The sequence below is a fragment of the Flavobacterium sp. TAB 87 genome (assembly GCF_001529295.1).
Lineage (GTDB): Bacteria > Bacteroidota > Bacteroidia > Flavobacteriales > Flavobacteriaceae > Flavobacterium.
This window is the reverse complement of the sequence record NZ_LLWK01000034.1, coordinates 174,778-188,614: the sequence shown is the minus strand read 5'-3', so window position 1 is coordinate 188,614 and position 13,837 is coordinate 174,778. Positions and strand designations below refer to the sequence as shown.

15 protein-coding genes are annotated in these 13,837 nt (G+C 32.7%); 11 read left to right on the top strand and 4 right to left on the bottom strand.

The genetic code is table 11. The features are described 5' to 3' along the window. Positions 1–94 precede the first annotated feature (94 nt). Together AP058_RS06505 and AP058_RS06500 are read right to left on the bottom strand one after the other, a co-directional pair. A complete protein-coding gene (locus tag AP058_RS06505; protein ID WP_066308101.1) occupies positions 95–433 on the bottom strand; it encodes a cupin domain-containing protein in 339 nt (112 codons plus the stop codon). Beyond that, positions 433–903, bottom strand: a complete 471-nt coding sequence (locus AP058_RS06500) for a hypothetical protein (RefSeq protein ID WP_066308099.1) — start codon at positions 901–903, stop codon at positions 433–435. Before AP058_RS06500 ends, AP058_RS06505 begins: the two co-directional genes overlap by 1 nt. Before the next feature lie 318 nt (positions 904–1,221). Here AP058_RS06500 and AP058_RS06495 point away from each other — a divergent pair, with 318 nt between their 5' ends. The 7 genes from AP058_RS06495 to AP058_RS06465 all read left to right on the top strand — a co-directional run bounded on the left by AP058_RS06495 (position 1,222) and on the right by AP058_RS06465 (position 7,959). Next, the gene (locus AP058_RS06495; RefSeq protein ID WP_066308096.1) at positions 1,222–2,079 is read left to right on the top strand and encodes a S1 RNA-binding domain-containing protein; all 858 of its coding nucleotides are present in this window, start codon (positions 1,222–1,224) and stop codon (positions 2,077–2,079) included. Positions 2,080–2,815: 736 nt separating this feature from the next. Further along, positions 2,816–3,649: a 1,4-dihydroxy-2-naphthoyl-CoA synthase gene (locus tag AP058_RS06490; RefSeq protein WP_066308094.1), complete on the top strand. Its 834-nt coding sequence runs from the start codon at positions 2,816–2,818 to the stop codon at positions 3,647–3,649. A 66-nt stretch (positions 3,650–3,715) separates the two neighbouring features. Beyond that, positions 3,716–4,231 (top strand): PH domain-containing protein, encoded by a 516-nt coding sequence (locus AP058_RS06485; protein WP_066308091.1) that lies wholly within the window; start codon positions 3,716–3,718, stop codon positions 4,229–4,231. Next, entirely contained in the window at positions 4,231–5,748 is a 1,518-nt protein-coding gene (locus AP058_RS06480; RefSeq protein ID WP_066308088.1) for a PH domain-containing protein, read from the top strand. Before AP058_RS06485 ends, AP058_RS06480 begins: the two co-directional genes overlap by 1 nt. A 43-nt stretch (positions 5,749–5,791) precedes the next feature. Continuing rightward, the gene (menA, locus tag AP058_RS06475) at positions 5,792–6,754 is read left to right on the top strand and encodes a 1,4-dihydroxy-2-naphthoate octaprenyltransferase (RefSeq protein ID WP_066308085.1); all 963 of its coding nucleotides are present in this window, start codon (positions 5,792–5,794) and stop codon (positions 6,752–6,754) included. Positions 6,755–6,793: 39 nt separating this feature from the next. Then, complete coding sequence (locus tag AP058_RS06470) at positions 6,794–7,471, top strand: metal-dependent hydrolase (RefSeq protein WP_066308082.1); 678 nt, start codon at positions 6,794–6,796, stop codon at positions 7,469–7,471. Positions 7,472–7,488: 17 nt separating this feature from the next. After that, positions 7,489–7,959 carry a MepB family protein gene (locus tag AP058_RS06465; protein WP_066308080.1) on the top strand — a complete coding sequence of 157 codons (471 nt, stop codon included), beginning with the start codon at positions 7,489–7,491 and terminating at the stop codon, positions 7,957–7,959. Between the two features lie 51 nt (positions 7,960–8,010). Here AP058_RS06465 and AP058_RS06460 read toward each other — a convergent pair whose 3' ends face one another. After that, on the bottom strand, positions 8,011–10,233 hold the full coding sequence (locus tag AP058_RS06460) for an FUSC family membrane protein (protein ID WP_066308076.1): 2,223 nt from the start codon (positions 10,231–10,233) through the stop codon (positions 8,011–8,013). A 203-nt stretch (positions 10,234–10,436) separates the two neighbouring features. Between AP058_RS06460 and def the strand changes: the two genes are divergently transcribed. The 3 genes from def to mazG all read left to right on the top strand — a co-directional run bounded on the left by def (position 10,437) and on the right by mazG (position 12,449). After that, positions 10,437–11,024 (top strand): peptide deformylase, encoded by a 588-nt coding sequence (gene def, locus AP058_RS06455; RefSeq protein ID WP_066308072.1) that lies wholly within the window; start codon positions 10,437–10,439, stop codon positions 11,022–11,024. A 59-nt stretch (positions 11,025–11,083) separates the two neighbouring features. Beyond that, complete coding sequence (locus AP058_RS06450) at positions 11,084–11,593, top strand: DUF5606 domain-containing protein (RefSeq protein WP_066308068.1); 510 nt, start codon at positions 11,084–11,086, stop codon at positions 11,591–11,593. A gap of 85 nt (positions 11,594–11,678) precedes the next feature. Further along, positions 11,679–12,449 carry a nucleoside triphosphate pyrophosphohydrolase gene (gene mazG / locus AP058_RS06445; RefSeq protein WP_066308318.1) on the top strand — a complete coding sequence of 257 codons (771 nt, stop codon included), beginning with the start codon at positions 11,679–11,681 and terminating at the stop codon, positions 12,447–12,449. A 101-nt stretch (positions 12,450–12,550) separates the two neighbouring features. Here mazG and AP058_RS06440 read toward each other — a convergent pair whose 3' ends face one another. After that, positions 12,551–12,985: a DUF6526 family protein gene (locus AP058_RS06440; protein WP_066308313.1), complete on the bottom strand. Its 435-nt coding sequence runs from the start codon at positions 12,983–12,985 to the stop codon at positions 12,551–12,553. 204 nt (positions 12,986–13,189) lie between these two features. Between AP058_RS06440 and AP058_RS06435 the strand changes: the two genes are divergently transcribed. Beyond that, positions 13,190–13,738 carry a type 1 glutamine amidotransferase domain-containing protein gene (locus AP058_RS06435; protein ID WP_066308310.1) on the top strand — a complete coding sequence of 183 codons (549 nt, stop codon included), beginning with the start codon at positions 13,190–13,192 and terminating at the stop codon, positions 13,736–13,738. Positions 13,739–13,837 lie beyond the last annotated feature (99 nt).

Here is a 13,837-nt window from a genome sequence, read left to right as displayed (position 1 = left end):
CAAATTCTGTTCGATTTTTTTATAATATCAGAACAATTAAATTGAAGAACAAAATTTGAAATACGTCTTTCAAGCAAAAGATGTGGTGTCCTAACTATTCGACTACTTTTGCAACTCTTTCTACATTGTCAGATTTGGATAAAGTAAGTCTCACAATACTATCCTCTTCTGCAAGTAAATCGTGAGGAACATTAGCGTCTAATGAAATTAAATCGCCAGTTTTTAAAACCATTTTTTCGCCTTCTACACCAAAAGTAATTGTTCCTTCGTGAATTTCTACTGTTATAGGGTATCCTGCTTTGTGTTCTTTCATCGTTTGTCCTTTTCTAAAAAGGATTCTAATTTCTTTTGACGTTTCTGTTTCCATCATTACTTTGATCGAAACTTTATCTTCATTGTATTGAAGGTCTGTTCTTAAAGAGGCTGTTTTCATTATTTAAAGTATGTTTTGTATATTGATAATTGAGTACTTAATTCATCATAACTTTTTTGAGCTACGGCCAAATCTGAAGAAGGAAGTGTTTCTAAAAGATCCTTTATCGGAATTAAAAAATTATGCAGTTGATCATGCGCTTCGCCTGTCATCGTACATTTTTCGAAAATCATTTTAAATTCGGATTTCAAATCTTGAGTCAATTTTGGATAAGCGGTAACGTTTTCTTTTTCTTTGAAAGAATTCATGAGCGCAATCATATTGTTAACACCCGTAGTTGTTTCTGCGTTTGCATCCCAACGTTCTCCATCATTTAAGACAAGGCTAGTGCTGTCGCCATGATCGTGTTCTGTTGTTTCATCGACTACTTCGGTTGCTTTTGGATTGTTAATTTCTTTCGTTTCGTTTTTGCACGAGTATGTTAATCCTACTACTGCGGCTAATAATACAGTATGAAATGTTTTTTTCATTTTGTTTCTCTAAATTTATTGGTTAAAATTGTATATCTCGCTTTTCATTTCAAATTTTTTAAAAAGCAAGGTAATTGTAAAACGTATTGCTACGTGTTATTTGTAACTTGGGGTTTTATTTCATATAAAAATTATTTTTTTAGGTGTGCGAAATTTTTATTCTTAGACAAAAATGATCTGTTGTTTCTAGTAAAATAAGACTGTAAGACTTAGTTATAAAATTAGGATTTTATAAGTGTATTTCAAAATTAATTTTTAATTTAATCTTTGTACCTTTGCACATTATCAAGTCGCAATCGACTAAGAATTTTAAGAAAAATGATTGAAATAGGAAAATACAATACACTTACCATATTACGTGATACCAAAGTGGGTCTGTTTTTGGGAAATCCGGAACAAGATCCAGAAGGACTTCATGATATATTATTACCCAACAAATACGTTCCAAATGAATTTGAAATTGGAGAGGAACTAATTGTTTTTGCATATTTGGATCACGAAGAGCGACCTGTTGCAACCACATTAGAGCCTTATATTTTGTTGAATGAATTTTCTCTTTTACGAGTTAATTATACCAATCAGGTAGGCGCTTTTATGGACTGGGGAATGGAGAAAGACATATTAGTTCCGTTTAAAGAGCAAGCGCGTCCAATGGAAAAAGGCAAGCGTTATTTGGTTTACCTTTATTTGGACGAAAAAACCAATCGTTTGGTGGCTTCGAGTAAATTAAACCAGTTTCTAAAAAACGATCAACTTACGGTTGAAAATGGAGAAGAAGTAGATTTAATTGTATCGCACATTACGGAGTTAGGAATTAATGTGATCATTAATGAACAGCACAAAGGTTTGCTTTATAAGGATGAAGTATACGATGATGCCATACGAACTGGAGACAGAATGCGTGGATATATTAAAAATATTCGTCCCGATAATAAAATTGATGTAGCATTACAAATTCAAGGTTATCAAAGTATCGAACCCAATGCAGATAAAATTATGGATGAGCTTCGTGCTAGCCGTGGTTTTTTAAGATTAAATGATAATTCGCATCCAGAAGACATAAAAACAGTTCTTAAGATGAGTAAAAAAACCTTTAAAAAGGCAATTGGCTCTTTATATAGGGAAAAATTGATTGAAATTAAAGAAGACGGAATTTATTTGATACAAAAAGAATAATACATGTTATAAAAATAAGAAAGGCCAATCAGAATTGATTGGCCTTTCTACTTTATTTAAGTTTTAAAAAAAATTGTAATTAGTAAAAACAAAAATAAAATTAATGCGTTACATCATCAGATAAAATTAGAAAAGCTACTCTTTAAAGTTTAGTAATTATAGATCTTCTTCATTGTTATAAAAGAGCAGTATCTTTTGATGGTTGTCTTTTAAATGTTGTTGTGCTAATTTAATTGTCTAAACAAATTTTACGGTAGACCCATTGGTTTCTAGCTTTCATTTCAAAATCAATTATCGCTTTTAAATTCTTATAAATTTTAAATAGAATGCGACGTTATTAATCTTGCAGTTAACCGTTGGTGTTACTTTTTATTTTTTACAATTACGTCAACAGAACTAAACATTTGCTCATTAATCGTAGTTTTGGTATCTAAAACCCTATGAAAATGAGCGACAAGTTGTTTCAAGTGTCTCAAAAAAATCATTTTTTAGGTTAATAAATCAGTGAAAATACTTCAATCTAGCAGAACCAAAAATAAGGTCATTTGGTTGATTACTAGATTCTAAAGATACAACTTATTTAATGTATTTCACTCAAAAGCTACAATTTATTTTAGAAATTGTTCGATTTACTGCCATTTGCAGCAATTGTATAATGCGCTTCCTTTTATTGGAGTGCTTGTATCTCTAAAAAATGCCTTATTTTTACACTATAATTTTTTTAATATAGAATAAAATGGATTGGATTACTGCCAAAGAATTTGAAGATATAACGTATAAGAAATGCAATGGTGTTGCACGAATTGCTTTTAATAGACCCAATGTTCGAAATGCTTTTCGACCTAAAACGACTTCCGAATTATACCAAGCTTTTTACGATGCCCAAGAAGACACTTCGATAGGAGTTGTTTTATTAACTGGCGAAGGTCCTTCTACTAAAGACGGAGTCTACTCTTTTTGCAGCGGAGGTGATCAAAATGCACGTGGACATCAAGGGTATGTGGGCGAAGACGGTCAACATCGCTTAAATATCTTAGAGGTACAGCGATTGATTCGTTTCATGCCTAAAGTGGTTATTGCCGTAGTTCCTGGTTGGGCTGTTGGTGGCGGACATAGTTTGCACGTGGTTTGTGACCTAACGTTAGCGAGTAAAGAACACGCAATTTTTAAACAAACGGATGCTGATGTAACTAGTTTTGATGGAGGTTACGGATCGGCTTATTTGGCTAAAATGGTGGGGCAGAAAAAAGCACGTGAAATTTTCTTTTTAGGAAGAAATTATTCTGCTCAAGAAGCGATGGATATGGGAATGGTAAATGCTGTCATTCCGCATGAGGAGTTGGAAAGTACTGCTTACCAATGGGCACAAGAAATTTTACAAAAATCGCCAACTTCGATAAAAATGCTAAAATTTTCAATGAACTTGACAGACGACGGAATGGTTGGACAGCAGGTTTTTGCAGGTGAAGCGACGCGTTTGGCCTATATGACTGAAGAAGCAAAAGAAGGAAGAAATGCATTTTTGGAAAAAAGAAAACCAAACTTTGGCGAAAATAAATGGTTACCATAATAATAACTACAGTCTCAAGTTTCAATATTGGAACTTGAGATTTATAATATGAATTTAAAATAGAGAATGGAAGATTTTACAAATGAAACTTTAGATACTACATTACTTCCAAAGTTTGAGGAAGTCGAATTTTCGTTGCTGCACCCCAATTTTTGGAAAGTGGTACTATTAGAATTATTTATATTCTTTGCGCTACTTTTTGTTGGACTTGGTTTTCTTTTGTATTTTACTATAGAACTGGCTCCATTTAAAGGACAATTTATAGCCTTATTTGTCATCGTGCTAATTGTAGTTTTGTTTTTGTCGAGAGTAAACTATAAAAAAAAGGGGTTTGCTTTTCGCAATCATGATGTTTTATTCAGACATGGAATTATTGCTACTAATACACTTGTAATTCCGTATAATCGTGTCCAACACGTGGCTCTGCATGAAGGTTTACTTTCTCGATTTTTTGGTTTAGCAAAAGTTGAAATATTTACCGCAGGCGGAAGTGCTAGTGACATTCAGATTCCAGGAATTGCAAAAGAACAAGCTGAAAACATTAAACAATTGCTTATGGGGAAAATTCAAAAACAATTATAATGAAAGCCAATTTTACTCAGCCACAGCGTCAATCTATTTTAGGTATTTTCGTGATGTTTCTGTATGCACTTAAACAGTACATTAGAGCGATTTGGCCTCTTTTTGTAATTTGGATTTTGAAATTTAACGAAATAAATAAGGTTTATTTTTTTGCTGCAATTCTATGTTTTGTAATTATTGTTAGTTTTATTTCTTATTTGAAATATTTAAATTTCACCTTTTATATTAATCAAGAAAATGATGAATTTATAATAACCGAAGGTGTTTTTAATAAAACGAAAACAACCATACAGCTTAATAAGATTCAGCAAGTAAACGTCAATCAATCTTTAATTCAAAGACTATTTGGAGTTTATGAATTAACTGCAGACACGGCTGGTTCCAGTAAAAAAGAAGTGCATATCAAAGCAATTGCTCATGATTTAGCATTAGATTTGAAAGCACAATTATTATTGAATGAAAGCAAAATAGTTGTGGGCAATTCTGTAAGTGATGAGTTAGATGGCAATCGCAATCAAGAATTTGCCAAAACTGAAATTCCTTTCCTCAAAATTAGTTTTTTAAGTTTATTAAAAATTGGAATTACGAGAAATTACCTTAAAAGCTTTTTGATCATATTGGCTTTTTTACTTACTATTCTTGATTATTTCAAGCGATTTACTGGTAGAGATGTTTTAGAATTAGAGAATGTAGAAAATTATGTCAATACAAGTCAGGTATTAAGATTAAGTCTACTGCTATGTGTAGTTTTCTTTTTGTCCATTATTATAGTAAATTTGGTAAAGACGATTTTTACTTATTTTGATTATAGTATTGCCAAACAAAATGGTTCTTTATTATTATCCTTCGGACTGTTAAATACTAAGAGCACTATTTTAAAGCCAGAAAAAGTTCAGATCGCGAGTATCACTCAGAATTTTTTTCAAAAAAAAATGAATGTTTTAGGGCTTAAAATAACACAAGCGACTGGAGGAGAAACCAAAGAACACCAATCTGCAATTGAAATTCCGGGTTGTAATACGGTAGAAAGAGACGCTATTTTAAAGTTGCTTTTTCAAAAGATTCCCGAAAAAGGAGTGCAATTAAAACCTAATTTTAGAAAACTTGGTTTTTCTATTTTTATATCGATTGGTTTACCAGTACTAGCGTACTATTTTCTCAGAGATTTTTTATTAGAGAAAATGGAAACGGCTGATTACGTATTGGGATTTTTAGTTCTATTTGTTGGAATGATTCAGTATTTTCTATTTAAAAACAACCGTCTTTTTATTAAAGATGATTTTATAATTCATCAAAGTGGCGCTTGGGATATTACTAACAAAATAATTGTTGTCAGTAAAATACAAGCAATTACAACCTCGCAGCTTTTTTGGCATCAAAATAGTAATATTGGTTCTTTAACTTTGCATACTGCAGGAGGAAGGTTGAGTTTTCAATTGGGAAATTTTACCGCTATCAAGCAATTTACAAACCTGTGGTTGTACAAAATGGAAACGTCAGACAGCAATTGGATGTAGTTTGCAAAAGTAAATTTAAAAATAAATAATAAAATAAAGTATAATGAAACATTGGATTGAAGCGGCAAGATTGCGAACATTACCCTTATCTGTGTCTGGAATTATTGTTGGAAGTATCTTTGCATTAGCCAATCCGCCTGCAGACATATACACACCTACAGACGTTTTTGATTGGAAAATTTTAGGTTTTGCTTTATTAACAACCTTAGGATTGCAAGTGCTATCTAACTTCGCCAATGATTATGGCGATGGACTCAAAGGAACTGATAATGCCGACAGAGTAGGACCACAACGTACAATTCAGAGTGGAAAAATAACTCCTAAGGAAATGAAGAACGCTATTGTTCTTACTTCATTTTTAACACTTTTATCTGCAATAGCCTTAATTTACTTTGCGTTTGGCGTGTCAAACTTTGTGTATTCGTTGTTTTTCCTTATTTTAGGAATTGCAGCCATAACAGCAGCAATTCGTTACACTGTTGGTCGTTCTGCTTATGGTTACAGAGGTTTAGGAGATGCTTTTGTTTTTGTTTTTTTTGGATTGGTAAGTACTTTGGGTGTGAGTTTTTTGTATTCAAAAGAGCTGGATCCTTTACTTATTTTACCTGCTGTAAGCATTGGTTTATTGAGCGTTGGCGTTTTAAATCTTAATAATATGAGAGACGAAGCATCGGATAGAAAATCAAATAAAAATACATTGGTAGTGCAAATGGGAGGAAAAAAAGCCAAAAATTATCATTATTTCTTGGTGTTAACCGCTATTATTTCGGTTGTAGTGTTTTCCTTTCTAAGTGATTTTCGTTTAGACCAATATTTATTTGTTTTAGCGTTCATTCCGATGTTGGCTCATTTAAAAACGGTGGCCAATAACAAAGAACCAAGATTATTGGATCCTGAATTAAAAAAATTAGCATTGAGTACTTTTTTACTTTCCCTACTTTTATCGGTATCGATGATTTCATTGCTTTCTGATATTTTTGTAAATTTATTTCTTGGCGGCCGTTAAAAGCGCTATTGTTTACCTATAACTTTTAATTGATAGATTATGAAAATTACATTTTACGGTCACGCTTCTTTAGGAATAGAAGTAGGGGGAAAGCATATTTTAGTCGATCCTTATATTTCGGCAAATCCGAGTGCATCACACATTGATATAAATTCTTTAAAAGTAGATTACATTTTGCTGACTCATGCGCACGGCGATCACGTTTTGGATGTAGAGGCTATTGCAAAAAGAACCGATGCAACTATTGTTTCTAATGCTGAAATTGCGGGTTATTACGGTAATAAAGACTTTAAAACGCACCCAATGAACCATGGCGGAAGTTGGCAGTTTGATTTTGGAAAGGTAAAATATGTGAACGCCATTCATTCTAGTTCTTTCCCAGACGGAAGTTACGGTGGAAATCCGGGTGGTTTTGTAATCGAAGGCGAACATAAAAACATTTACATTGCGGGCGACACGGCATTGACGATGGACATGAAGCTAATTCCGCTTAGAACAAAATTAGACTTAGCAATCTTACCTATTGGTAATAATTTTACAATGGATGTAGAAGATGCTATTATTGCTTCTGACTTTGTAGCATGCGATAAAATTTTAGGGTATCATTTTGATACTTTTGGTTATATCGAAATTGATCATGAAGCAGCTATCAAAAAGTTTTTTGACAACCAAAAAGATTTGATGCTTTTAGAAATTGGTGAGTCAATTGAATTGTAAATTCTAATTTTATTTTTTTGAATTTAGAGAGAATCATACCATGTTTTTGCGTTGCTTTTTTAAGTAAGAATTTTTCATTAACTGAACCTTTCAATTATCAAACTGTACTCATTGAAAAAGAAAGTAAAGAGTACAATGCTTGTCGATTTGCACTAAACACTAAATTAATTGTATATCGACAAGCAAAAATTACACCCACCAAAATTGGTCAATTTGTGACGTTGTGGAAAAGGAATCCGAATAAAATAATAGCACCTTTTGATGCCACAGATGCGATTGATTATGTTGCTGTTTTAGTTAAAAACAAAAGTCATTTAGGTCTATTTTTATTTCCTCAAGATGTCTTATTTCAGCAGGGAGTTTTCTCTACAGCAGTTAAAGAAGGAAAAAGGGCAATTAGATTGTATGCACCTTGGGATATCGCAACGAGTAAGCAAGCATTGGCAACACAAAAATGGCAGCTGAATTATTTTATTGCCTTAAGCTGAAGAGTTTAATGTAAGTAATAAGAGTTTTTAATTTACCGTCAAACATTTTTGTTACAGATGGTTACCAGACACAAATTCTTTTGTGACCTTCAAAATGTTATCAGAAATATTATTCATCCAAGTAAGTTGCTCAATAACCAATTGTACTTCTTGTCTGTAATCGTCTGTTTCTGATTCTAACTGGGAGTTTTGATCTGCATACAATTTTTCACGAACTTTTTTTAATTCTTGAAAACGAAGTGTTAAGGCTTCTTCATCTTTTTCGGAGTCAAAAATAAAAGGTTCTCCTTTGAGTATAGCGACAGCTGCAGTAAGCTTTTTTATAACAGTATCTACAATAAAGTTAAAAGCGTCTGAAGCCGAAGTCGTTTCGTGCGATTGAATATAAGTTCCTAGAGATGCAGTAGCAGACAATAAGGAATGATTCATCACTGCTAACTTATTTATTTGCGGTAGTAACGCTTGTTTCGACTTTGGTTCTTGTAACATCCGTTGAAAAGAGGTCATTAAATTTCCAATTTCGATAAAAGCTTTCTTTCGCGCCAAGCGATAATCTAATGAAACAATACCTTTGTTGTTGTAAAAAACTGCAATTTCTTTGAGGTAATCTCGATTGGCTTCGACGGAGCGCGTCACGAATGGTTTGGTACTTAAAAATTCCCAAGAAGGCCATAAAAAATAATTAGCTAAAAATGCCAAAGTAGCACCAACTACCGAATCAATAATTCGAAATTGAATGACTTCGTAAATATTAGGAGTAACGATTCCGTACACAAATACAACATACATCGTAATAAAAGTAGCACCAACTTTGTAATTACTTTGCGTAAAAGAAATCCCGATGAGCATACACATAATCGCAAAAATGCTAATGGCTGTGTTGTTTTTTACTAAAGAAACAATTCCGAATGCAATTATAGCACCCAAAACAGTTCCGAAAATTCGGTTGTACGAACGTTCTTTGGTTAAACCATAACCAGGGCGCATAATAACAACGATCGTCATTAAAATCCAATACACATTTTGAAAAGGTAGAAACTGGCCTATTATAAAACCGACCATGATTGTACAAGTTAAACGCAGCGAATGACGAAATAAAGTAGATGAAAAACTTAAATTTTCAATTAGCGTACGAATAGGATAATACTGTGGCGTAAGAAACTTTTCCAAGTTATTATTTCGTTCTTTAAAATCAAATGATTTTACCGCCATCGAAAAAGCACGATCAACAATTCTAATTTTTTCTACCTGATTTTTAGCATATTTAGACATGTTGGTTAACATCAATACGCCTTCAGTGCGATCTGTAACGTGCGGATCATTTTTATAAATTTGAATCCCTTTTTCAAGTTTCTTTAAAGCATCATTTATATCGTGTTTAGAACTATAGGCAACAGGTTTGTGGACACTCTTGGCTAATTTATTCAATCGATTCGCCAGCTTATAAGCTAAGTTTTGATACGCAAACAGCACTTCTGGGTTTTTCTTAAAGTATCCTTGCAACTTATCGTGGTCAAAAGAAGTAGATAAAGCTAACTCTTGAATTTCGACTAAAGTGATAAAAGCAATCAACATTTTTTTACTTTGAGCCGAGATTCCTGAATTTATTTTATCGCTAAAAAGTACTTTTCGAAGGTTTTCGTGTATGGTGTTGACTTCGACTTGAAGATTAAGCTGTTTCTCGGTAATTTTTTGTCTGTTTGCGCCTGGGCTCCATAAATCACCTCGAAGTTTCAAGTATTTTGCGGTTAATTTTATAACTGCTGCTAATTCGATTTCGGCATATCGATGCGGTTGAAGGTAATGAAAAATTAAAGAGACCAATAAGAAAAACATACCTCCCGCAAAGGTGTATCCGGCATAAATTAAAATATCCCAACCTTCGTGAATATGTGCAAATGATAAAGAAATCGCTAATAATGCCGAGAACGAAACCATAGTTGCTCGCTGACCGTAAACGGTTAGCATCGAAGCCAGAAAAAGTAAAGCTGTCAAAAACGGATAAAAAATAATGGGATAGGGAATAAATATATTAACCAAAATATTAATTCCAGCAAAAATTAAGGATGCCACAAATAGCCCATTGATCTTATGTCTTATCGAACTCGGAATGTCCGTTGGAAAAGCAAAAAAAGCGCCTAGAGCTACCGCAAAACCAATGGTAAAATAACCCAACCAACTAAAAAATATGACTGGCACCACGGCCGCAATTGTAATTTTTAATGCGTTTACAAAAGCGATACTATTGGTGTGTTTACGTATTTTTTGGAGCATGTTTATGGGTTTACTAGCAAAGGTAAGAATTGTACGAAACAATTAATTATAAAGCAGACTTTGATTTAATTAAACTTACAAATAAATGTTATATAAAAGGATACTTTGGCTAAATCATTATTATTTTTTACTACTTTTGCGAACTTAATTCTGATAACAAATTTCAGATTTTTTTTTAGAAGTATAATAGTAATACTACACAAATGATTTTACCGATTATAGGATATGGTGATCCTGTTTTAAGAAAAGTTGGGGAAAATGTTACGGCAGAACACCCAAATTTAAAAGAGACTATTACCAACATGTACGAAACGATGAGTAATGCCTGTGGTGTTGGTTTAGCTGCTCCACAAGTTGCTTTGCCTCTACGATTATTTGTTATTGATACCGCTCCATTTAGTGACGATGAAGATCTGGAAGAAGAGGAACAAAAAGAATTAAAATCGTTTAGAAAAACATTCATTAACGCTAAGATCATCAAAGAAGAAGGTGAATTGTGGTCATTTAATGAAGGTTGTTTAAGTATTCCTGATGTTCGTGAAGATGTATTTCGTCACGAGAAAATTACAATAGAATATTGTGAAGAAGATTTCGTTATGAAAACTGAAGTTTTTGACGGATTGATTGCACGTGTAATTCAGCATGAATATGATCATATTGAAGGCGTTTTATTTACAGACAAAATATCTTCACTAAAAAAGCGTTTGATTCAAAAGAAATTAAAAAACATTATAGAAGGTAAAACATTCCAAGACTATCGCATGAAGTTTTTTGGAAAAAAAGGAAGGTAATTTCTTGTTTTTGACCTATTTATTCATACAACCGAATTCTTAATACAAATTATATAAAAATGAATTTAGAAAAAATTTTAGCTATTTCTGGAAAACCAGGTTTATATGCACTTAAAGTTCAAACTCGTACGGGTTTTGTTGCTGAGTCTTTAGTAGATGGTAAAAAAGTTACGGTAAGTTTAAAAAGCAATGTAAGTTTATTGTCTGAAATTTCAATCTACACGTACGAAGGTGAAAAACCATTGGCGGAAGTAATGAAATTAATTGCAGACAAAGAAGATAAAGGTCCAGCAATTTCTCATAAAGAGGACAATGCTACGCTATTGGCTTATTTTAAAGAAGTGCTGCCAAACTACGATGAAGATCGTGTATATCCATCAGATATTAAAAAGATTTTGAACTGGTACAACATGCTTCAAGGAAAAGGACTGGTTACTGATTTAGCTCCAGCCGCTGCAGAATCTGCAGAAGAAACTCCTGTTTTGGAAGAAGAAAAAAAAGCTGCTGAGAAAAAAGTTGCTGAAAAAAAGCCAGCTGCTAAGAAAACAGCTAAAGCTGAAGAAGAATAAAAATTTTTCGAATTTAATATACAATCCTGTTGAGTACTTCTTGACAGGATTTTTTATTTTTACGAATACTTTAAAAGTCAAAATTATGAGCAAAGAAAAACAAGTCGAAGCCTTTGAGAGACTTCTTACGATAATGGACGATTTACGTGAGAAATGTCCATGGGATCAAAAGCAAACCATGCAGTCTCTGCGCCACCTCACCATAGAAGAAACGTACGAGTTAGGTGATGCTATTTTAGATAATAATCTAAATGAAGTAAAAAAAGAACTAGGCGATTTACTTTTACATATTGTTTTTTATGCCAAAATTGGTAGTGAGACCAACGATTTTGACATGGCAGATGTTTGCAATGAAATTTGCGAGAAATTAATTTTTCGTCACCCACATATTTACAGCGATACTGTTGTCAAAGACGAAGAGGAAGTAAAGCAAAATTGGGAAAAACTGAAATTAAAAGAGGGGAGAATTTCGGTCTTAGAAGGGGTTCCTAAAAGTTTGCCTGCTTTGGTAAAAGCTAGTCGAATTCAAGATAAAGTAAAGGGCGTTGGTTTTGATTGGGAAGAGCCACATCAAGTTTGGAATAAAGTACAAGAAGAATTGCAGGAGCTACAAGATGAAGTTGCAATTGGCGATCAAGATAAAATGGAAGCAGAATTTGGAGATGTTTTATTTTCTATGATTAATTACGCTCGTTTTTTAAAGATAAATCCAGAAGATGCTTTAGAACGAACGAATAAAAAATTTATCAAACGTTTTCAATATTTAGAATCAAAAGCGTCAGAATTAGGGAAACCTTTGGCAGATATGACTTTAGCCGAAATGGATGTGTTTTGGAATGAAGCTAAAAAATTGTAATTCTCTTCCTAAATTATAATGAATCAAAAAAGCCAGCAAACTGATTTTTAAGTGTGCGGGCTTTTTCTTTTGAAATATAATATTTAAAATTATGAATTGCTTTATACGCGTTCGTAATCACCTTTCCAATTAGTAATAGCTTTTTTGATTTGAGTTGCAGAAAGATTGTCTGAAATAGCCTTTTGTACTAAAGCCACTAATTCTTCATCAGGTGCAAAACGCAATGCAAATATTTGACTTTCACTTAATCTAAATTCTATGTTTTCGAATCTTTTGTTTGTTAATGTAAAATAACGGTATCGCATTTCTAGCTTTACGATTCTATTCTGCAATGTTAAAGCATAATGTTGTCGAACCATGAAAGCCAAACAAAACAGCACTACAAATACAATTGCTATAAAAGTCCATAATAAGGTATTTGTTTCAGTAAAAGCAAAATACACAGAGGCTGCAATTAGCGCCATGATAATTGGGTAATAGATAAAATGGTGCGGAGTATAAAATCGAATATGATTTGAATACGATTGTTTTTTCATTGTAAAATTTCTTTTAAAAGTACAACCTTTGCGAAAGCGATATTTTACATAATTGTGCATAAAAACTACAATATTCCTAGTTGTTTTTGCGATGTCTCTTTACTTAACATTTTTTAGGATAACTTTAATACAAACAGTGCTTTACGATTATTTGTAATAGTTAACTTTAATAAAGTGAAATATAAATACATTAAAAATAGTACTATGAAAAAGAGAATAGCAATATTGGCAACAAATGGGTTTGAGGAAAGTGAATTAAAATCACCTAAAGAATACTTAGAAAATGAAGGTTGGACCGCAGATATAGTAAGTTTAAAAGCTGGAACTATTAAAGCGTGGAGCGATGGCAATTGGAGTAATGAATACAAAGTTGATGTTGTACTTAACGAAGCAAAATCTGAAAATTATGATGCATTGATGCTACCGGGTGGTGTTATTAATCCAGATCAATTACGAAGAGAGGAGCAGGCAGTTAATTTTGTTCGGGACTTTTTTCAAAGTAAAAAACCAGTTGCAGCTATTTGCCATGGACCTCAAATTCTTGTAGATGCAGATGTACTTAAAGGAAGAAGAGTAACTTCGTTTTCTTCTATAAAAAACGATTTGAAAAATGCCGGTGCATTTTGGGAAGATTCAGAAGTTGTGGTAGATAATGGATTAGTAACAAGTAGAAATCCAGACGATTTACCAGCATTTAATAAAAAGATGGTGGAAGAAATTAGGGAAGGTAAGCACGACAGTCAGTCTGTTTAAATAATTTCATAAAATATTCAAAAGCGTTGGTACTTAAAGTAGCAGCGCTTCTTTCTTTAAAAAAAAAATGCAAGATCTTTTGTTGATCTTGCATTTTTT